The 21,873-nt window shown below is 40.6% G+C and carries 21 protein-coding genes; all 21 read right to left on the bottom strand.

Annotated features, from left to right (window positions below):
* Positions 1–56 precede the first annotated feature (56 nt).
* A complete protein-coding gene (locus ACQKKK_RS23935) occupies positions 57–320 on the bottom strand; it encodes an RNA-binding S4 domain-containing protein (RefSeq protein ID WP_061465928.1) in 264 nt (87 codons plus the stop codon).
* A gap of 23 nt (positions 321–343) precedes the next feature.
* Positions 344–1,816 (bottom strand): nucleoside triphosphate pyrophosphohydrolase, encoded by a 1,473-nt coding sequence (gene mazG / locus ACQKKK_RS23940; RefSeq protein WP_427619643.1) that lies wholly within the window; start codon positions 1,814–1,816, stop codon positions 344–346.
* Positions 1,809–3,428 carry a putative polysaccharide biosynthesis protein gene (locus tag ACQKKK_RS23945; RefSeq protein ID WP_427619644.1) on the bottom strand — a complete coding sequence of 540 codons (1,620 nt, stop codon included), beginning with the start codon at positions 3,426–3,428 and terminating at the stop codon, positions 1,809–1,811. The genes mazG and ACQKKK_RS23945 overlap by 8 nt, the downstream gene beginning before the upstream one ends.
* 215 nt (positions 3,429–3,643) lie before the next feature.
* A complete protein-coding gene (gene spoVT, locus ACQKKK_RS23950) occupies positions 3,644–4,180 on the bottom strand; it encodes a stage V sporulation protein T (RefSeq protein WP_061144055.1) in 537 nt (178 codons plus the stop codon).
* Positions 4,181–4,370: 190 nt separating this feature from the next.
* Positions 4,371–7,907 carry a transcription-repair coupling factor gene (gene mfd, locus ACQKKK_RS23955; protein WP_427619645.1) on the bottom strand — a complete coding sequence of 1,179 codons (3,537 nt, stop codon included), beginning with the start codon at positions 7,905–7,907 and terminating at the stop codon, positions 4,371–4,373.
* Between the two features lie 168 nt (positions 7,908–8,075).
* The gene (locus ACQKKK_RS23960) at positions 8,076–8,306 is read right to left on the bottom strand and encodes an anti-sigma-F factor Fin family protein (protein WP_061440335.1); all 231 of its coding nucleotides are present in this window, start codon (positions 8,304–8,306) and stop codon (positions 8,076–8,078) included.
* Between the two features lie 103 nt (positions 8,307–8,409).
* Positions 8,410–8,970 (bottom strand): aminoacyl-tRNA hydrolase, encoded by a 561-nt coding sequence (gene pth / locus ACQKKK_RS23965; protein WP_427619646.1) that lies wholly within the window; start codon positions 8,968–8,970, stop codon positions 8,410–8,412.
* Positions 8,971–9,230: 260 nt separating this feature from the next.
* Positions 9,231–9,869, bottom strand: coding sequence for a 50S ribosomal protein L25/general stress protein Ctc (locus ACQKKK_RS23970; protein ID WP_427619647.1), 639 nt, complete (start codon positions 9,867–9,869; stop codon positions 9,231–9,233).
* Positions 9,870–10,042: 173 nt separating this feature from the next.
* Positions 10,043–10,795, bottom strand: a complete 753-nt coding sequence (locus tag ACQKKK_RS23975) for an ATP-binding cassette domain-containing protein (protein ID WP_427619648.1) — start codon at positions 10,793–10,795, stop codon at positions 10,043–10,045.
* 13 nt (positions 10,796–10,808) lie between these two features.
* The gene (ssuC, locus tag ACQKKK_RS23980) at positions 10,809–11,588 is read right to left on the bottom strand and encodes an aliphatic sulfonate ABC transporter permease SsuC (protein ID WP_427619649.1); all 780 of its coding nucleotides are present in this window, start codon (positions 11,586–11,588) and stop codon (positions 10,809–10,811) included.
* Positions 11,557–12,729 (bottom strand): FMNH2-dependent alkanesulfonate monooxygenase, encoded by a 1,173-nt coding sequence (gene ssuD / locus ACQKKK_RS23985; RefSeq protein WP_427619650.1) that lies wholly within the window; start codon positions 12,727–12,729, stop codon positions 11,557–11,559. The genes ssuC and ssuD overlap by 32 nt, the downstream gene beginning before the upstream one ends.
* A 13-nt stretch (positions 12,730–12,742) precedes the next feature.
* Positions 12,743–13,720 (bottom strand): sulfonate ABC transporter substrate-binding protein, encoded by a 978-nt coding sequence (locus ACQKKK_RS23990; protein WP_427619651.1) that lies wholly within the window; start codon positions 13,718–13,720, stop codon positions 12,743–12,745.
* Positions 13,721–14,029: 309 nt separating this feature from the next.
* Positions 14,030–14,983: a ribose-phosphate diphosphokinase gene (locus ACQKKK_RS23995; protein ID WP_057276495.1), complete on the bottom strand. Its 954-nt coding sequence runs from the start codon at positions 14,981–14,983 to the stop codon at positions 14,030–14,032.
* Positions 14,984–14,998: 15 nt separating this feature from the next.
* Positions 14,999–16,372: a bifunctional UDP-N-acetylglucosamine diphosphorylase/glucosamine-1-phosphate N-acetyltransferase GlmU gene (gene glmU, locus ACQKKK_RS24000; RefSeq protein WP_427619652.1), complete on the bottom strand. Its 1,374-nt coding sequence runs from the start codon at positions 16,370–16,372 to the stop codon at positions 14,999–15,001.
* Positions 16,373–17,006: 634 nt separating this feature from the next.
* The gene (gene spoVG, locus ACQKKK_RS24005; protein ID WP_034316332.1) at positions 17,007–17,303 is read right to left on the bottom strand and encodes a septation regulator SpoVG; all 297 of its coding nucleotides are present in this window, start codon (positions 17,301–17,303) and stop codon (positions 17,007–17,009) included.
* Positions 17,304–17,500: 197 nt separating this feature from the next.
* Positions 17,501–17,875: a RidA family protein gene (locus ACQKKK_RS24010; protein WP_061440329.1), complete on the bottom strand. Its 375-nt coding sequence runs from the start codon at positions 17,873–17,875 to the stop codon at positions 17,501–17,503.
* Positions 17,876–17,888: 13 nt separating this feature from the next.
* Positions 17,889–18,710 carry a pur operon repressor gene (purR, locus tag ACQKKK_RS24015; protein ID WP_427619653.1) on the bottom strand — a complete coding sequence of 274 codons (822 nt, stop codon included), beginning with the start codon at positions 18,708–18,710 and terminating at the stop codon, positions 17,889–17,891.
* Between the two features lie 61 nt (positions 18,711–18,771).
* Positions 18,772–19,641: a 4-(cytidine 5'-diphospho)-2-C-methyl-D-erythritol kinase gene (gene ispE / locus ACQKKK_RS24020; RefSeq protein ID WP_427619654.1), complete on the bottom strand. Its 870-nt coding sequence runs from the start codon at positions 19,639–19,641 to the stop codon at positions 18,772–18,774.
* Positions 19,642–19,960: 319 nt separating this feature from the next.
* Positions 19,961–20,137 carry a small, acid-soluble spore protein, alpha/beta type gene (locus ACQKKK_RS24025; RefSeq protein ID WP_034316340.1) on the bottom strand — a complete coding sequence of 59 codons (177 nt, stop codon included), beginning with the start codon at positions 20,135–20,137 and terminating at the stop codon, positions 19,961–19,963.
* 151 nt (positions 20,138–20,288) lie between these two features.
* Positions 20,289–20,540 carry a biofilm formation stimulator Veg gene (gene veg, locus ACQKKK_RS24030; protein ID WP_034316343.1) on the bottom strand — a complete coding sequence of 84 codons (252 nt, stop codon included), beginning with the start codon at positions 20,538–20,540 and terminating at the stop codon, positions 20,289–20,291.
* A 313-nt stretch (positions 20,541–20,853) separates the two neighbouring features.
* The gene (gene yabG / locus ACQKKK_RS24035; RefSeq protein WP_427619655.1) at positions 20,854–21,732 is read right to left on the bottom strand and encodes a sporulation peptidase YabG; all 879 of its coding nucleotides are present in this window, start codon (positions 21,730–21,732) and stop codon (positions 20,854–20,856) included.
* Positions 21,733–21,873 lie beyond the last annotated feature (141 nt).

The raw sequence follows: 21,873 nt of genomic DNA on the forward strand, positions 1-21,873 counted from the left end.
CACTGATTTTGTACAAGTGTATGTCTGTAAGAAGGGAATTAGAACCAAGCCTGTCCTCACTCCTCTGCTAGCTTCTCTTCCTTTATGATGGAATACATATCTGCAGCCGCTTCTTTTTTCGTCGTTTCTTGAATTTTATCGACTCGCACTGTAACCAGCTTTTGACCGAATCGTACAGTTAATTCATCGCCATCTTTAACACTCGAACTTGCTTTTGCCTGTTGTCCGTTAATCGTGATTCTCCCTTTATCCGCAACTTCTTTCGCAAGTGTGCGGCGCTTGATCAACCTTGAAACTTTTAGGAATTTATCTAACCTCATCGACATTCAAATCTCTCCCTTAATTAAAGTCCTTTAGCTTTTGCCTCATCCCAATATGAATCCAGTTCTTCTAATGTATAATCCTCAAACTTTTTGTCTGCCCTTTGAATGCTCTTTTCTATATATGTAAAACGCTGGTGAAATTTCTGGTTTGCTTTGTAGACGGCTTCTTCTGCTTGTATGTCATAATAACGTGAAATGTTGACAAGCGCAAAAAAGAGGTCGCCCAGCTCTGATTTAATTCTTTCGACATCCCGATTTGGGCTTAATATTTCCTCTTCTAATTCCTGCACTTCTTCTATAACCTTTTTCCACGCTTCGGAAACCTCATCCCAATCAAAGCCAACCTTCGCAGCCCTTTTTTGGTACTCTTCTGCCCGAAGTAAGTTTGGCAGCGATTTCTCAATACCATCCAGAATGGAAATTGAAGCCTTTGTTTCGCTCCCTTTCTCATCTTCTTTGATTTTCTGCCAGTTCACTAAAACATCTTCCTCGCCATTCACCTCAACATCCCCGAATACATGAGGGTGGCGCCGAATCATTTTTGCAGTAATACCTTCAATCACATCATCTACCGTGAACATTCCCTCATCTTCGCCAATTTGAGAATGAAGCATCACCTGAAGGAGTACATCCCCAAGTTCACCAACCATGCCCTCATCGTCCTCTTCATCGATGGAATCAATAAGCTCGTATGCCTCTTCTATTAGATATTTCTTCAAGCTTTCATGAGTCTGTTTCTTATCCCAAGGGCATCCGCCAGGACCTCTAAGTTCTGCAATGACCTGCCGCAGCTTAGAAAACTCCCGATACCGTAACGCTTCTTCTCTAACAGGCGGGACATAAACACTCGTCAAGTTACTTAACTCCATCTGACGGTCGAGTTCGAACAGAGCGCACTTTGTCACTTTCTCCTGACTGCTGCCTGCCGCTGTAACGATATATACCTCGTAGTCATCCGGAAGCTTTTCCATTAAGGTCAACTTCACATTAGACGCACTGAAAGCATCATACACCTGCCCGATTATCATGTGCTGGGTAATGTGTAAATCATCCGGAGAAAGATCTGTACCATCCAAAAGCTGGAACCCTTCAATCGGATCGATTTGAACAGCCTGAAACAAGGGATCAAGAAAACTTTGACCGCCTTCTAACTTAATGGCTATTCCTAGAGACGGACCCTTTTCGAGCAAAAGCTGAACCGTTTTTTCTGCAACCATCGGATGCCCTGGAACCGCGTAAAGAACGGAACGGCTTGAAGCCTCCTGTAATAGTGTTTCAGCAATCTCTTCATATACCGCTTCAAATTGGTCGTGCTTTTCATATATCCCGTCAAAAGCCGTGAAATTGATTCCTTCCCTTTTCAAATCCCCGATTACAGGATGATCTATCGTTCTGACGAAGCATTGTTCAGTTTGTGTCAATTTTTTATAAATCCCTAGTGGAAGCTGATCTAAATCCCCTGCACCAAGGCCTATTATCGTAATCTCATTCATCTCGTATACTCCTATTCGTTATTATAAATCGTTTAAGCTTTGATCCAGCAGGTATAAGTGAAAGCTCTTCTTCGCCAAATAAACCTGCACGAATGGCGGTCATCACAAAAACGGCCGCACCGATCCCTACACCTATCAGCGCTTGGATTGTAGCTAACATTCGGCTCTCACCTGGAAACATCAATTGGAATAAGGCATTGAATAAAAGAACCACCGTACCCATGTAAACCGTACTCTTCAAAATTATTAACAGGTACTTCTTTTCAATTAATGTCTTTTTAATATGTACTCTCAATACCGTATAAAATAATGCAGTCATGATCATAAATGCAAGTACGGTTGCCGAGGCTGCTCCAGCGGTTTTGTAATGGGGCACAAGAACAAGATTTAAAGCCCACTTGCTACCCACCCCTATAATCGTAATGATCACCGGCACAAACGAATAACCTAAACTTTGAAGCACTGCCGCTTCTGCCATTATGATGGATGTGAATAAAATCGATAAGGAGAAAATTGCTAAAGTAATTGTCCCTTTGGCATCCGTGAACAGCATTTGATTGACCGGCTTAATCGTTACTAACAGTCCAATCGCAGCAGCAAGTCCAATTGTCGTACTTACACGCAGCGCCAATTTAATTTTATTGAGTAATTCTTGTTCACTTTTCTTCTTAACAAAGCCAGATATTACAGGTACAAGCGCCAATGCAAAAGAATTTGCCACGACTGTCCCTAGCTGAAGCAAAGGCTGTCCACGGTCATATACCCCTTTCCATTCTTTAGCTTCCCTTTCCCCCATCCCCGTATCCCTTAACAGCGAATACAGGTGCAGTGAATCAACAAACTGAAACAAGATAAGGATCAAGCCAGTTATGCAAAACGCCAACCCTTGGAAAACCAGGACTTTGGAAATCTTGATGAAACTAACCGGTTTGATTTTCATTCGTAAAAAAAGCTTCCATTCTTCTTTTAAAATAACGAAAGCAATAAGAAGTACCAGTCCAGTTATGCCGCCAGTAATCGAACCGAAGACCGCCCCCTTACCGACCACATAATGAGAGTAGCCCTGATACACGAATATTGTAGAAAGCACCAGTATCGTCAATACACGGATACATTGTTCAGCGACCTGCGAACTCGCCGTAGGTATCATGTCGTTTATTCCTTGAAAATAGCCTCTTAATACAGATGAAATCGGCATTAATAAATAGGAATAGGCAATGATTCTTAGCAGGCTGGCTAAATTCGGATCCTTCATCCATCCGGCAATCCAATCTGCGCCAAGGAACAGTGCAGCAAACATCATGATTCCTATCGAACTTAAGACGACGAATGAGGTGACTAAAATGTCCTTGACCGCAAAATTATTTTTTGAAGACTCCCGCTCTGCGATCAATTTGGATATGACAACAGGGAAACCAAGTGTTGATAATGTAAAAGCAACACCGTAGAAGGGATATACCTGCTGATAGATATAAAATCCGATGTCGCCTGCTATGTTCTGGTAAGGTATGCGATATGCCGCACTCAAAACTTTAACGATAATCGCTGCTGCGCTCAGGATCAGCGCACCTCGAAAAAGTTCATTTGAAGTTTTATAAGGCTTTTCAGCCATTCTTTTTCCCCTTTTCACTCATATGTGGTAGTTATTATAGCATAATTCAAGTGGTTAATTTTCATTTGTAACCATACTGTTAATTAATTTCCATATTCACCTCAAAGAAAATACTCCTCCTTTTTTATTGTCCTCCCCAATCCGTTTAATAAAAAGCAAAAAGGGCAGCGGTTGCTGCCCTTTCCACATCTAAAAATATAATGGCATGTCCAAGCTTACTGTTCCATTTGTCTAGCTAGGAAACTTGCTGCTGTTTCAACCGATTTCTGTTCCACTTCTCCAATGGTACCTTCTTTAGAGAAAATCAAGACGGCACCAATCGGGTCGCCACTCGCAATGATCGGAGCTGCAGTATATGATTGGACCTCTTCGTCATTTGAATCAACGAAGGAAATTTGTCCATTTGGAGATTCCAAGACAGGATTTCTTTCTTCCATGATTTTTTCCACTAGTTCACTAACGCTTTTATTTAAGTATTCTTTTTTGGAGCCACCTGCCACCGCAATGTAAGTATCCCTGTCACAAATCATAACTGGGTTTCCAAGGCTATCATAAAGTGCTTCTGCATATTCTCTTGCAAAATCGCCTAATTCACTAATAGGAGAATATTTCTTTAAGATGACTTCTCCATCTCTGTCTACAAAGATTTCCAATGGATCCCCTTCACGAATACGGAGGGTCCTTCGAATTTCTTTCGGGATGACGACTCTTCCTAAATCATCAATTCGGCGAACGATACCAGTTGCTTTCATCTAATGTTGCCTCACTTTCATCTAATTGATTTGATAAATCCTCTTTTTGTAGCAAAATCATCACCAGCTATTGTACTTAGTATTTTTCTAATGGTAAGTTCTATGCACTTTGAAAAAATTTTTCTTTTCGTTGCATTCTTTTACCATGGTATCTTAAAAAACATTTCTTCAAGAGGACAATCATTCACTTTTAGTTTTTTGTGGTTTGAGTCTCTTTTTTTACATGCTGTAGGCCCTTGGCCATCTCAAATAGGATATTAAGCCATTTGCTTTGTTCTACGCCTTTTATGTGCAGGACTAGCTTCATTCGGTTGCCATCCATGCCAAAACCCACCATACGGCCATACTTCGATCCCAACTCAAACACCTTTTGTCCATCCACATCGCTGCTTACCTTTTCCCTAATAAGAATGCTGATTTCCTGCTTCAATTGTTTAATGCTTTCAATTCCAGCTTTTTCAGCATATACCTTCATCTCGGCGATCATGAATAAATAGGCAACTTCTTCGGGATACTCTCCGAAACGATCGAGCATTTCATCTTGTAATTCTTCCACTTCTTCAAGTGAGGTAATGCCCCTGAACCTTTTATACATTTCTATTTTCTGATGTCCATCCATTATGTAGGCATCAGGTATATATGCATCCACTTCAACGTCAATTTCAAGGGTGTTCTTTTCTTCGATTGGTTGGTCATTACGTTTTGCATCCACTGCTTCTTTCAACATTTGTGAGTACAAATCAAAACCAACTGAATCGATGAAGCCATGTTGTTGAGCCCCTAGAATATTTCCAGCTCCCCTGATGGATAAATCACGCATCGCAATTTTGAACCCTGAACCCAATTCTGTAAACTCCTTAATGGATTGGAGACGTTTTTCTGCGACTTCCGTCAATACTTTATCTTTCCTATAAGTAAAGAACGCATATGCCACCCGATTGGATCGCCCTACACGGCCACGTAGCTGATAGAGCTGTGAAAGTCCCATTCTATCTGCTTCATTCACTATTAGCGTATTGACATTCGGGATATCGACACCTGTCTCTATAATGGTTGTACTTACCAAAACATCATATTCACCCTCTAAAAAGCCAAACATGACTGCTTCCAGCTCTTGCTCTGACATTTGCCCATGAGCAAATGTCACACGGGCATCGGGTACCAACATGGAAATTTCTTCTGCTTTTCTTGCTATATCCTCTACCCGATTGTATAGGAAATAAACCTGGCCATCCCTGGCCAATTCCCGTTCTATCGCTTCCGTTACCAACGAGCCATTATACTCCATCACATAAGTTTGAATCGGGAAGCGATTCTCAGGAGGTGTTTCGATAACGGACAAGTCCCTCACGCCCAGCATGGACATATGAAGGGTCCTTGGAATCGGCGTCGCAGTCAAAGTCAGTACATCCACATTTGTTTTTAACCGTTTGATCTTCTCCTTATGTGTAACGCCAAAACGCTGTTCTTCATCTATGATAAGCAAACCCAAATCGCGATAAACTAGATCTTTGGATAAAATCCTGTGTGTGCCTACCACAATATCCACTGTGCCGGCCTTCAATCCTTTAATCGTTTCCGTTTGCTGTTTTTTCGTCCGGAAACGGCTCATAAGACCAATCGAAATCGGATATTCCTGAAAGCGTTCCCTTAGTGTTTCAAAATGCTGCTGGGCGAGGATGGTGGTCGGAACAAGAAATGCAACTTGCTTGCCATCCATAATGGCTTTAAAAGCGGCACGGATGGCCACCTCTGTCTTCCCATATCCGACATCGCCGCATAATAAACGATCCATCGGCCGTTCCCGTTCCATATCCTTTTTGATTTCGACTATAGAGCGTAATTGATCTTCCGTTTCATTATAAGCGAATGAAGTTTCGAACTCTCTCTGCATATCACCATCAGGTGAAAAAGCATAGCCCTTTGCCGCTTCCCTTTCTGCATATAACTTGATTAAATCATCAGCAATGTTTTCAACTGATGATTGAACCTTGCTTTTGACACGTTTCCATTCCGTTCCGCCTAGCTTATAAAGCTTCGGTTCTTTCCCTTCTGAACCGACATATTTTTGGACAAGATCAATTTGGTCAACAGGAACATACAATTTGTCATCAGCTTGATAACGAATATGTAGATAATCTTTATGGACCCCATTTATCGTAAGTGTTTCAATTCCTAAATATTTCCCGATACCATGGTTAACATGAACGACATAGTCACCGATCTTTAGTTCGGAATAACTCTTGATTCGCTCTGCATTCGATAGTTTCTGTCTCCGTGTCGATTTCTTTGACTTCTTATTAAACAATTCCGTTTCCGTAATGATACTGAATTTCTGCATGGGCAATTCAAAGCCGCTATTTAGACTGCCGCGTAAAATCTGTACTTTACCTGGAAGAATGCTGTTCGCATCAAACAGTTCTGCGGCCTCTATATCGTAATCGGCTAAAACCGAATGCAGTTTTTTTACCCGTTCATCATCCTGTCCAAGTATGACGACTGTAAATTTCCCTTTTTTCCAACGTTCCAGTTCAGCTTTGAACACATTCATCTGGCCGTGGAAATTTTGCATTTGTTTACTGGCAAAATTCAGGATATTCTGAGGATTCGTATGCGGTACATGCCGTAAAAATAATGAAAGGTAAACAAACGGCCTGCTGGATTTCATTATTAATTCCTGCATGGGATGAGCCAATTTTATGTCATGGATAATCTGTCCCTGACTTAAAAGATCCGTGTACCAACCAGCCTCTTCCTTTTCCAAAGAATCATTGATTTCCTGGATTCTACTGATTTCGTCTAAGAAAACCAAACCATTTACAGGTAAATAATCTATTAAACTAGCTGGATTTTCATAAGCTAAACTTAAGTATTTAAAGATTTGGTCTGGTTTATTTCCCATTTTCAGCTGTTCAAGTTCATAGCTGATCGTTTGAACCAGTTGTTCCTTGGTTTTTTCATCTTTAAGCTTCTTCAAACTTTTACTTAATCCGCTCTCAAGCCTTGTTATGATTCTTTCGATGTGCTCTGTCTCTAGCAAAGCCTCACTGACGGGACCGATCGTCACTTTCTTGAGTTTCTCGATGGATCGCTGATCTTCGCTTGAAAAAGTCCTTATTGAATCTATTTCGGTATCGAATAATTCAATTCGTATTGGATTAGGTTCCGTGATTGGATAAATATCGATTATACCGCCCCGGATACTGAATTCACCTGGAGAAGCAACCATTTCAGACCGGTTATAACCCATAGCAATGAATTTATTAAGCGTTGGTTCAAGCTCGATGTCTTCCCCTAAATTAAACGTAAGCTGATGCCTCTTCCAAATATCCTTTGAAGGAAGCACACGACGGACCCCGGGAATCGGCGCAATGACAATCCCTTTCTTTCCCTCCGCCCAAAAGTTTAATGCCTCTATACGTTGGGCCCTTAATTCCGGACTGGCCACACTCAAATCAGCCGCAATCAATTCATTGGCGGGATATATATATAATTCTTCCTCGGGAATGAAGCTGGATAAGTCCTCATGGAATTTTTGTGCTTGCAATAAATTATGGGTAACTAATAAAATCGGCCTATTCGTCTTTTCATATACGGAAGCCAGCAATAGTGATCTTGAGGAACCTGTCAGACCAGAGACGATTTGTTCCTTAAGTCCTTCATCAATGCCGGCTATTAACGAATGAACATCATCTTGTTTGGAGAACAAGTTTTGCAATCCATTCATTTTATTTCCCCCTCTCTAAACATGCTAAAACCATTTGAAATCCTTGTATTTAAACTTGGCCATTTCAACCAAGCGTCCTCTTTATTAACGGCAATTTCTCATTTTATATGCCCGTGTAAACCAGACAAACGGAAAAATGCTTTGGATTTTGTCCAAAGCCCTCTCCCGCTAATGAATAATATAATCGTTTTCATATAATTCGGGGTTTCTCTGCAGCGATTCATGACAATCTTCACATATCGCCCTTACATGCATATCCCCTTCAGAATCATAAACGATCATCTCTTGTCGCTCTTCATCGGTAAGTTGATTAAAACCTAACTGCTCCGTACTCAGTGAGTGTGCCTCGATTGAGCCCAGTTTAGTTCCGCAATGTCGGCATCGATAATGGAGAGCCATTTCGTAACCCCCTATTTTAGTAATAGTGTTAGTATGTACAAAAGTAGAGGGGATTTATTCAGCGAAACAGGAAGAATTATTCTTTCTTATATCTACTCTTTGCCTATTGGTTATATTCGTTCATGACCTGTATAAATGGTTTTTCTATCCAGGCTTCACAAGAAGCTGCGCTTTTTTCGATTGTTGCCCCTACATGATCCCATTCCTCAGGGGTAAAACGCCCTAATACATAATCAGGTACTGGAATACGGCCTATCGGACGGCCAATGCCTATTCTGATTCGATTGAATTCTTGCGTACCCAAATGGGCAATTGAAGATTTTATCCCATTATGACCGCCTGCACTTCCTTTTTGACGAAGGCGAAGCTTCCCTGGTGGCAAATCAAGGTCATCATATATAATGACTACATCCGCAATATCCACCTTAAAGAAATGCATGACAGCCGAAATGGACTCTCCTGATAAATTCATGTAGGTTAAGGGTTTAAGCAATAAAACTTTCTCTCCCTTTACCATTCCCACACCATAGATCCCCTTATGTTTTGCTTGATCAAGTGGAATCGACCATTTTCTGGATAACTCATCTATTACTTCAAATCCGACGTTATGCCGAGTTTTTTCGTATTGTTTACCTGGGTTCCCTAACCCTACAATAATTTTCATGATTCACACTCCGTCATTACGGTTATTTAGGGAGTTACGTTGGGACGAAGTTTTTCCAAAATCATTGATCTTAGAAAAATAGTACCCTAATTTCAAGGTGGACTGCAAGCGACCGGAGAACTAATTAGAAATAAACCCTAATTAAAGGAATCAATTCCTAAAAATGGAACAGTCTGGATGAACGAATCCAAAGATTGAAAAGACGTAACTCATTAAGAGCTACGTCTATTATATCATGACTCACTTGTTTAATCTCGGCATCATGACTCTGGTGTTGCTTTTGTCTCCCTGCCCTCTGCATTTTCAGGGATACCTCCATCTTGTTGTTCACCCGTACCTATTTCCTCTTCCTGACGAGGAGCCAAAACAGATGCAACAACTTCTTCACCATCGTTGTCGATAGTAACTTGCTGATTCGTTTCGATATCAGATATGTAGATTGTTTCCCCTACCTGAAGTTCGGTAACGTCAACGTCGATGGATTCAGGAATTTCATTAGGTTTAGCCGTCACCGTCACTTCATGAAGAGACTGCTGAAGGACACCACCGTCTTTAACTCCTTTACAAACACCGACAAGGTTAATGCGAACTTGTGCCTGTAATTGAGTGGACATATCCACAATTAAAAAGTCTGCATGATAAATGAAGTTCTTTATAGGATCCTTTTGATAGTCAGAGAGCATGACTTTATAACTCGTTCCTTCCAAGTCCAAAGAAATGATACCATTACGGCCTATTTCCTTTAAAGTCTTTTGAAGTTCAATATTATTGACCGAAATGGCGGTACTGTCATTTTGATTGCCATATACTATCGCCGGGATTTCGCCGCTTTCTCTCAAATTCCTTAAATTGGAGTGTTTTAAATCCGTACGTTCTTTTGCAGCTAATAAATTACTCATACATCCTCCGCCTTCCTAATTCTAAATTACAAGTTTCTCTATATTTAACATTTCCCTAAATAGTGGGGCATTAAACATGAAAGGTAAAATCGGGAGGCTTCACTAAGCGTAAACACATGCCTAAACAAAGGAATTCCCTGTAAAAAAATTTTTTCATTCTTTTCTATTATGGTTTAAGCGTGAATCGCTTTGTTTTCCATTTCGCCCCTGACTTGCAGGACTCGGTTAAGTATTTGGGCAGCTAATGATGAATATTGAAAATTGTCCTTTTGCCGTGGTCTCGGCAAATTGATTTCCTTATTCATGACGATTTTGCCTTCTTCAATTAGTATGACACGGTCAGCAAGCAGTACGGCTTCTTCAACATCATGTGTAACGAGTAAGGCAGTAAAATCCCTTTTCCTCCATAGTTCTTCTATAAGCCTTTGCATGCCAATCCTCGTCAATGCATCCAATGCTCCTAACGGCTCATCCAAGAGAAGAATGTCAGGTTCGTTCACCAATGCCCTCGCTAAGGCTATCCTTTGTTTCTGTCCCCCCGATAAAACGGATGGCCAATCATTTGCTCGATCTGCAAGCCCCACTTGCTCCAGTAACTCCATAGCTTTTGGCTTCCAATCCCCTTTTAAGCCGACACCAATATTTTGAAGGATATTTTTCCAAGGAAAAAGCCTGCCATCCTGGAACATTGTACGTGACGATTTATTCAGTCCATTTAATGGCTTTCCATTCACCAGTATCTTCCCGGCCGTCGGCTTATCCAGACCTGCCACAAGACGTAATAAGGTACTCTTTCCACACCCACTCTTACCGACAATCGCTATGAATTCCCCTTTTTTAAAAGCAAGGTCCATCCCCTTTAAAACCGCAAATCCCCCAAAATCCTTTTTTACACCCTGCAACTCCAATGAATTTCCACTTTTCATAATAAACGCCTCCTCATTGGTACGATGGATGCCATTTTAAGCATCTTTTTTCAACTATTTTGGCAAAAACATCCGATACTTTTCCTAATAAGGCATATAAGAGAATGCTGAGAACAACGATATCCATCCTCATGAATTCCCGTGCATTCATCGCCATATATCCAATTCCAGAATTAGCGGATATTGTTTCTGCAACAATTAATGTGACCCACATGATTCCAAGGGAGAAGCGGACACCCACCAAAATGGATGGAAAGGCAGCAGGGAGAATCACATTCCAGAATAAAGAAAAATCATTTAGCCCATAAACTCTCGCCGCTTCAATTAAACCTTTATCCACCGATTTCACACCATGAAATGTATTTAAATAGATAGGGAATAGGACTCCTAAGGCGACAAGGAATATCTTCGCTTCTTCTTCTATGCCAAACCATAGAATCACAAGTGGTATTAAAGCTAAATGTGGTATATTACGCAACATTTGAAGTGAAGTATCGAATAATGTTTCGGAAATGGATGATAACCCATTTAACAACCCTAGTACAAAACCAATAACTCCGCCGATTAAAAAGCCGATGAAGGCCCGCTGGGCACTGATGCCAATGTAATCTATAAGTTCCCCTGTTTTCAATAAAGCGTAGCCAGCTTGAAAGACCTCAGTCGGGGCAGGTAATATCCGTTCCGACAGAATCCCCCACAAAGACAGCAGCTGCCAAATTACCAAGAGCAGAATGGGTACGATCCAAGATATAAGGGAAAAACTATTGAACTTTTTGTTTAACTTTGCCTGCATCTTCTTTTTCACTTCCTTTTGTAGGGTAGTGGTCATTTGCCAGGATTTCCCCGAATGGACTCGTCGCTTTCGAAACGGGAACTTGCTGCTGTTCGACAGGGAGTAAAGGGAATAATAATTCTGCCACACGGTACGCTTCTTCCAGGTGAGGGTACCCGGATAAAATAAAAGATTCTATTCCAGTTTCTTCATATTCCTTCATTCTGGCGGCAACATTTTCAGCACTTCCGACTAGTGCTGTACCGGCACCACCGCGCACAAGACCTACTCCTGCCCATAAGTTCGGACTGATTTCGAGTGAATCTCTGTTTCCATTATGAAGTTGCGACATCCTCTTCTGACCTACTGAATCAAATCGCTCAAAAATATTTTGTGAATTTTCAATCATTTCATCATCCACATATTTAATAAGTTCCTCCGCTGCCTGCCAGGCTTCTTCTTCCGTTTCTCTTACAATGACATGCATGCGAATGCCAAATCTGACTTTACGTCCATACTCTGCCGCTTTTTTACGTACCTTTTCAATTTTTTCAGCCACTTGCACCGGCGGCTCACCCCAAGTCAAGTAGACATCAATATGTTTTCCTGATATATCGATGGCTGGATCGGACGAACCTCCGAAATAGAGCGGTGGGTATGGTTTTTGTACAGGTGGCAACAGAACATTTCCACCTTCAACCTTTAAGTGCTCCCCTTCAAAGTCCACACTCTTACCAGACATTTCCTTTCTCCAGATATCGAGAAATTCATTTGTTTGCTCATAGCGTTCCTTATGATTTAAAAATACGCCATCACCTGCCAATTCGACTGGGTCCCCCCCAGTTACAACATTGATCAAAAGACGGCCATTCGACAACCGGTCGAAGCTTGAAGCCATACGCGCAGCTAAAGTTGGCGACATTAAACCTGGACGAATCGCAACTAAAAATTTCATTCTTTCCGTTGCAGAAATCAATGAAGAACCCACTACCCATGCATCCTCACAGGAACGGCCCGTTGGAAGCAAAGCCCCTTCAAAACCTAAATGATCGACTGCCTGAGCTATTTGTTTTAAATAAGGAAGTGTAATCGCCCTCCCTCCCTTTGTCGATCCTAAATAGCGACTTTCCCCATGTGATGGCAAAAACCAAAATACTTTCATATTATTTTCCCCCTTATTTTTTTTTAACATCTGCAGATGCGTCTAGAACATTAATCTTGCTTGGAATTAATTTAAGATTAAAAAATGTATCGGCAATCTTTTGTTGATCATCCAAAACCGTACTGGAAATCTCCTCAAGTCCATATTTTTTTCTTTTTAATGTTTTTTCTAATGCCTCCACACTCATTCCAATTTCCGGAGATAAAAACTCAGCGACATCCGTTGGGTTTTCTTCAATCCATTTATCAACTTTCATCAGTTCTTCTTTGATGATCTTCAAAGCCTCTTCGTTCTCGGCAAATGAATCAGTTGCCAAAAAGAACTCACGATTCGCCACTAGTCCTTCTCCATCCTGAATCGTTTTCGTTTTAAGTTCCAATTCCGCCGCCGATAAGAATGGATCCCATATTACCCAGGCATCGATTTGATTTCCTTCAAAAGCAGCCCTCGCATCAGCCGGTGGCAAGTAGACGGGCTGAATGTCATCAAGAGTAAGACCTGCTTCTTCTAACGCTTTGACCAATAGATAATGAACATTTGAACCTTTATTTAAGCCAACCTTCTTACCCTTTAAATCTTTCACATTTTTAATGGGTGAATCCTTTTGTACGACTACAGCCTCTCCTGATGGGTTTTCCGGCTGATTGGCAATATAGACAAGCGGAGCCTTGGCTGCTTGTGCAAATATCGGTGGCGCCTCCCCTGTGTGCCCAAAATCAATGCTATCGACATTCAAGGCTTCAAGCAGTTGAGGCCCTGCAGGGAATTCAGTCCAATCGACTGTATACCCCACTTCCTTTAAATGGCTTTCCAACTCCCCTTTTGATTTTAAAATATTTAATGTCCCGAATTTTTGATAACCGATTCGGATCGTCTTATCCGATTCTTTTGCATCAGCACTTGTGGAACTGTTCTTTTCCTGCCCGCATGCACTCATTATCAGCAAGAAGATGCTGAAAATGGACAGCAGCCATATCTTTCGTTTTTTCATATTCTGCACACCCTTCTTAAACTATTTATAAAAATAAAAGGCTCCTTTTCTTCACCAATAGGACAATAGGGCAAAAAGATGCCTAATGTTCAATGGTAAGTAAAAAGGAGCCTTCGGTAGTCCGATCGGCGTTAACCAATATGCACTTGCGTCAGTATAGGTTTTCATTCCATGAATATGAATTGAATTTGTATAGCCATTTTAATATTAGTATTCATACCTGTCAACTACGAATTTAATGTTTTTTGAAAATTCCAAACAAAAATACAGCGAGCCCGAAGGCTCGCCGCGTTTTGATTAGTTTTGTTATCAATCGAATAATGTGCTGACTGATTGTTCCTCATGGACACGAATAATTGCCTCTGCAATCAACGGTGCAACAGAAAGACCAGTAATTTTATCGATTTTCTTATCTTCAGATAGGGCAATCGAGTTAGTCACGACCAATTCCTTGATCGTTGAATTTTGAATCCTTTCGATGGCAGGGCCTGAAAGGACCGGGTGTGTACAACAAGCATAAACTGCTTTAGCACCATTCTCTACAAGTGCATTGGCCGCTAGTGTAATAGTACCTGCAGTATCGATGATGTCATCAATCAGGATAGCTGTCTTCCCTTCAATATTACCTATGATGTTCATGACTTCAGCCACGTTCGGTCTTGGGCGGCGCTTATCGATAATGGCAATTGGTGCTTTTAGGCGATCTGCCATTTTACGTGCACGTGTTACACCGCCATGATCAGGAGAAACGATGACGATATCACTTAAATCTTTTTCTTTGAAGAAATCCGCTAAGATCGGAACAGCAACAAGGTGATCAATCAGAATATCAAAGAAACCTTGAATTTGTGGCGCGTGAAGATCTAATGTAATTACACGGTGGGCACCAGCTGTTTCTAAAAGATTAGCAACTAGTTTAGCTGTAATTGGTTCACGCGCACGCGCTTTACGATCTTGTCGGGCATAACCGTAATATGGCATTACGATATTGATCGTTTTAGCTGAAGCACGTTTAAGAGCATCGATCATAATTAAAAGTTCCATTAAATTTTCATTGACTGGTTGACTTGTTGATTGGATTACGTAAACGTCACAGCCACGAATACTTTCTTCAATATTAATCTGAACTTCACCGTCACTGAAACTTGTTACGCTACATTTTCCAAGCTCAACACCGATTGCAGCAGCAATTTCTTGAGCTAAATCGAAGTTTGAATTTAAAGAGAATACTTTTAAATTAGGATCTAAATACTGATTTGACATGATGACCTCCGTCGGTTATTTATTAAATTTCATTTTCTTGACATAATCTTCTTTATTAACTTGACGAGCCCGAGCAACGGATAGAGCTTCTTGCGGTACATCTTGAGTGATGGTTGACCCTGCAGCTACATATGCTCCTTCTCCTATCGTCACAGGTGCAACAAGATTTGAATTGCAGCCTATGAAGACATTGTCTTCAATCTTCGTCAAATGTTTATTTTCCCCGTCATAATTCACGGTAATAGATCCGCAGCCTATATTAACATTCTCCCCAACCTCTGCATCGCCGATATAACTCAAATGGGAGGCCTTGCTTCCTTTGCCAAAAACGGTCTTTTTAATTTCTACAAAATTACCGATTTTAACGGAATCCTTAATATCTGATTGAGGTCTAACATGTGCGAAAGGACCGACTTTAACAGAACTTCCAATACTGCTTTCGTGTACAACCGATTGGAGAATTTCCGTTCCATCACCAATTTCACAATTTTTGATTTCTGTATTCGGGCCAATCAAACAATCCTGCCCGATAATACTATTTCCTTTTATGCATGACCCAGGGTTAATGATCGTATCCTGTCCGATCTGCACATCCGCTTCAATGAACGTAGTAAGAGGATCGATGATCGTTACGCCATTTCTCATATGCGATTCATTGATGCGTTTCCGTAAAATTTGCTCAGCCTGCGATAAAGCCACTCGGTCATTTACACCTAATGTCTCCTCGAAGTCACTTGATTGGAAGGCCGTCACCACTTCGCCTTCTTGTTTTAAAATTTCAATAACATCCGGTAAGTAATATTCTCCTTGGACATTGTCATTTGAAACTTTTTTCAGCGCGCTAAATAATGCTTGGTTATCGAAGCAATATGTACCGGTATTTATTTCCTTAACATATCTTTCTTCATCAGTGGCATCCTTATGCTCGACGATTTTTTCTACAAGACCGCCTCCACCGCGAAGGACCCTTCCATAGCCAGCAGGGTTATCTGCATATGCTGTTAAGATTGTTGCTTTCGCCTGATTTTGCTCATGCAATGCTATAAGCGCTTTCATCGTTTCTGCTTTGATCAAAGGCGTGTCACCGCAAATAACAAGGGTCGTTCCACTTTTATCGGATAAAACGCTTTCCGCTTGCATTACAGCATGTGCCGTACCTAATTGCTGATCTTGTAAGGCATACTCGCACGAATCACCAAGTTGTTCTTGAACTTTTTCAGCTCCATGGCCGATGACTGTTACAATATCTTCTATTTGAAGTTGATTGACTTGATCGATGACATGTTGTACCATTGGTTTTCCGCAAACAGGGTGTAAAACCTTATAAAGCTTAGATTTCATCCTAGTACCTTGCCCCGCGGCCAATATTATTGCATAGCGATTACTCATAACAGGCCTCCATTTTACCTTTTTATCCACTAAAAATATTATCTCAAATAGTGATTCTTTTCAAGGTAACAATTAAAAGTACATATAATTGTCAACCGCAAAGGTTAATTTTTGACAGCCTTACAAACGTTATTATCTGCCCTTTTTGTCTTCTTTTAAATCATTCAGGTAATAATAACATGCCTGGTCCATGTTATTTTCATAATGACATAATACAGAAACCATGTCTTCTCCCCTTTATAACACAAGCTACCCCCATTATCCCAAAACACTGCCATAATCGCATTATGCCCTATGTACATGCCATTAGGGACCACTGCATCCTTTGTTAACGCCCATTCCGAAACTCAGTTACCAATCCATTTCATATTCAGGTCATTAGAGGTTATGGTAAACTTCGTAAATGCCATTCCGTCCACCCCACTTTTTTGGAAAAAGGTTTAAAAAATAAAAAGGTCGGGTACTTAAACTTTTGAAGATAGCACCGTGATCATTACACTATTTGCCAAATTAAACAAATACCTGGGGATAAGTTCTAAACTTATCGTTTCCGAATAAAATAAAAAAGAGCACTACTTATGAAGTAGGCTCTAGGTGCACGAATTATAAATTTAAAGTTTAAAGGCAAGGTTAATTAAGAAGCTCCTGCTCCAGCTTCCTCTAATTCAGTTTCAAGTTCTCCCAATCGGTGATATTCTGTCAAGACAGCTTCTTGAATTTTCCCGCGTGTCGAGGAATTGATTGGATGAGCGATATCCCGGAATTCTCCATCTGGAGTTCGTTTACTTGGCATTGCTACAAATAAACCATTGTTTCCGTCGATCACACGAATATCATGAACCACAAATTCATTATCCAGTGTAATTGATGCGATAGCTCTCATACGACCATCCGTATTCACACGGCGTAATCTTACGTCAGTTACTTCCATTTAAGCTCACCATCCCTTTTTGTTGTTGTTAAAACTTAAAGTACATATTCAACAAAAAAACGTGAACTCCTTCTATTATCTGTAAGTTTTTTAGAAAATTCAGCCTAGTTTTCAAAAATGCTAAAAATCACCCTTATATTACAGGAAAATTACCCATTACGAATTCCCCTTAAAAAAATTCACAAAAAAACGCCCGTTTATTTAACGAGCGCAACCACTTCTATTTCCACTAGTGCATCTTTAGGAAGCCGAGCAACCTCTACACAAGAGCGAGCAGGTTTGTGACTTGAAAAATATTCTCCGTATATTTCATTAATCGAACCGAAATCGTCCATGCTTTTAATGAATACCGTAGCTTTAATGACAGTTTCCAATGAGGCCCCCGCTTCTTTCAAAACAGCTTGGAGATTTTTAAAGACCTGGTGTGTCTGTTCCTTAACATTCCCTGTTACCATCTCACCAGAAGCAGTGAGTGGGATTTGTCCTGAACTGAAAAATAACTTATCCACGATCACGCCTTGTGAATATGGGCCGATTGCTGCCGGTGCTTCATCCGTATGTATCGTTTTCATGAAATGATTCCCCCTATTTTTGCGAAAAATAATTCCCACGACTGACATTGATTTTTTTGTCTTTTTCGACCACCTGGGTCAACTTGATCAGTGAAACATAGTCCTCGACAAGACATTCTTCCGTATGTTCGGATTCGACCAGCACCGCAATTCCGGCAACTGTTGCCTTAAATTCATCCAATAAACTGACCATACCATTAATGGTACCCCCAGCTTTCATGAAATCATCTACAATTAATACATTCGAACCCTCAACCAAGCTTCTTTTAGAGAGTACCATCGTCTGAATCCTCTTTGAAGAGCCTGAAACATAATTGATGCTCACTGTAGAACCTTCCGTTACTTTATTATTCCTACTTACAATGACAACTGGAACATTCAAATAATTTGCCACGGCGTATGCTAATGATATCCCTTTAGTTGCCATTGTCATAATGACAGAGACATTTTTCTTGGCATACATTGAAGCGATTATCCTTCCAACCTTATTCACGGTTTGTGGATGCCCTAATATGTCTGTCATATATAGATAGCCGCCAGGAAGTAACCTTTCGGGACTAGCGATCGTATCGCATAATCCGTCAATGAAGGCATTGACTTCAGCTTCCTTGATGGAAACAATATACTTCACTCCACCTGCCGCACCTGGAACAGTCGTTAAAGATCCTATCCCGCGTTGTTCAAAGGTATCTTTGATGATTGTCAAATCTTCACTGATCGAGGATTTTGCCGAACTATACCTTTCAGCAAAATAAGTCAGCGAAACAAGTTCCCCTGGATGTTCTAATAAATAATTGGTCATATCGACTAGCCTCTCGCTGCGACGAAATTTCATTGAGACACCCCCTTTGTGAATTCCGAATATTATATAGAAACTATACCACTAATGTACGTTTCTATTCAAGATTGTTTCGATCACCTAATAAGCGGACCGCATAGACTTGATCACAAAATCCCCGTAGTCCATTATAAATTCTTTGCATGCGCGAATCATGCTCCACCAAACCAAAAACGGTCGGACCACTTCCGCTCATCAAGACCGAATCTGCTCCAAATGTCTTCATTTGATCTTTAATATTTGCAACCTCTGGGTATAACTGCAATGTCACTTGTTCTAGAACATTGCCCAACCCCTGACATACATCGTGATAATTGTTTTCCTTAATAGCCGAAATCATTCCAGGTACATCTGGGTGATCCATTTTAGAAATTTGGAGCCTTTTGTATATATCAGCAGTCGAAACGCCGATTGTCGGTTTGGCCAAGATGACCCAGCATTTTGGCGGTGCAGGAAGATGCGTGATTTTTTCCCCGCGCCCTCTTGCCAATGCCGTTCCTCCATACACACAAAATGAAACATCAGAGCCAATTTCAGCTCCTATTTCCGCAAGTTCATCCATGGAAAGACCAAGCTTCCACAGTCTATTTAAGCCTCTCAAGGTAGCAGCAGCATCACTGCTTCCACCAGCAAGCCCTGCAGCTACAGGTATATTTTTCTCTATGGTTATAGAAACACCTTTATTGATACCAAAACGTTCCTTTAGAATAAATGCGGCTTGATAAGCTAAATTCCGATGATCATCCGGAACAAATCGATTATGGGATAGAATCTGAATACGATTTCCTTTAATTTCCTTCAGCTCAATTCTGTCGGCAAGGTCGACTGTCGTCATGATCATTTCCACCTCATGATACCCATCAGGCCGTTTGAAAAGCACATCCAAAGCCAAATTAATTTTAGCCGGGGCTTTTTCCATAAGCTTCAATATGTCCACCTACTTTAACGTTCTTAAAAGTTCTTGTCCTATTCTATCATATTTGTATATATTCTAAAGGTTTTTTCATCGTAATTTCAATGTAATGAGGCTAAGATGACCTTTAGAGGAGAATAGACACATGTAGGTACATGGGAGATCAACTCATTCCTGCCCCAAAAAGACTTGCTACATATCCATATAGCATTTACCGATACATCAAAAAACCAGACTCCTTATCTACAATGTAAGCAAAAATGAATAGGGCTATACATTGTATAAAGAGTCTGGCTTCTTTCAGTGGACAGCATGATACAATTAAGTGTTTATCTTACTCTTTGTTCACCAATTGACGTTGCGCTTTTTCGATGGCAAGTTTCACCATGTTTCCTGCGTCCCTAGCCCGGATTCCTCCCCAGCCTTCTTTCTGGACAACATCGTAAAATCCAAGTTCTTTTGCCAATTCCTCTTTAAGATCGTTTGACATAATCCCTTTTTTCCTGCTCAAGCGAAACAACCCCTTTCACATGCTGTCACATGCCTAGTGTTTGCATCATACGCTATTTCATTACACCCTTTTTAAGCCTTTATTGGAGCTTACAGGATATTTTTAAAAAACAAAAAGCAGCAAACAAAAATTGTTTGCTGCCTCGTCTAAGTTACATCTCTTGTTGTTTGTTTAAAAATGTTAGTTCTACGGTTTCCGTTAAAACATCCGCATAGCTGTATGATACTCTTTCAAACGCATTTTCGTCTTGGTCGAGCTCAATTACAAAAACAGCCGGATAAGTTTCCGCCAAAGTTCCAAAACGTTCTACAGTCTTTCTTCTTCCACCGTTTGCTTTTAAGAGCAATCTTTTACCTAGGTTTGAATCAAGTGCAGTTTTAATATCAGCTAGAGTTTTTGGCATTTTCGGTCCACCTCACTAAGTTAAGTATATCACAATTTACAAATGTACGCAAACAAAATAATAAATTATATCAGCACTTAAAAATGTAGTCAATATATTTTTATCTAAAATCCGGCAAAATCGCGAACAATTTTATTATATCCTGGGAATTGATAAATTATGTAAACGAACTATTCCATTATTTATTAAGCCGAATTTTCGTAATTAAATCCTCACCTAGCGGCATCACTCAACAAATACCCTGGTTTTTGTTGATGATATCCGAATTCTGACACAATGAAAGCAAGCTGCATTCTTTCAAAATGCAGCCTGTTCATTCTTCCTGAAATGGCCTGAAAGGCAACCCTGTCCGTAAGACCCCTTTTGTCTCAATTCCCCCTAAGCCCTTCTCTCCCGTTAATGTATTCCGAAGGACATCCCATACATGAATATGCTCAGAAAAAGGCGTGAAGCTTATCTTTCCGGCTATATATACTGGATCGAGAGCATGAATATTAACACGGGAAGGGGCACTTGCAAAATTTGCCCCAGCTTGGATCAGCGATTCAAAGTGAGATTGACAAGCCCCGGCAAAGATAATAAGTTGATCTAAATGAGAAACCTTCCTTCTCGCTTCTCTAACTGTCAGTACAAAGTCCCTAGAATGACGATAGGCATTTATATCGGACATTGGTCCTTTTGATTTTGAATAAGCATCATGGCCGGTGACAACAAGGATATCCGGCCGATAATGATCCAGCAACCCCCCGATTCTATGGGGCATCTCCTTTTCATTGCAATAGATACCGTTGACCGGAATACTGAATTTCTGATATAGATCCATGCATTTCCTTAAGTAAGATGCATCCCCATCAACATGGAGGACCCTTCCTGGTATCTGAAAATATTCACCGCTATAACGATAGCCATTACTGGATTGATAGCCGCTTTTTTGTTGTTGCAACTCCAGATCTTGTGTTAATAAGCGGTCTGATTGTTCTTGAAGTACCTCATTCGACCTTTGTCGATCATTTCGTTCATTATCATTTATGATCGTTAAATCTTGAAAAGGTGCATCTGCAATAAGTCGGATATCTTCTCCATAAAGAATTGCTTCACGTCTTCCATCAATATCGCGGATATCTATTACCCGGAACAACACGTCGCATTTATAAGAAACCCGACCAACAATATCGTTTATTTGAATATTCATGGCCTCACCCCATGAGAAGACTAATTTTCAGCCCGCCCTAGTTTATTTTCATTCTTAAGTTATGCGAACCATTCTTGAATGGTGAAAGGTGGGGATTGACTCATTTTTGGGTACGTTGCATTCATGTTAGGCCAATATCAA

This window comes from Peribacillus sp. NPDC006672, from assembly GCF_050274955.1.
GTDB lineage: Bacteria > Bacillota > Bacilli > Bacillales > DSM-1321 > Peribacillus.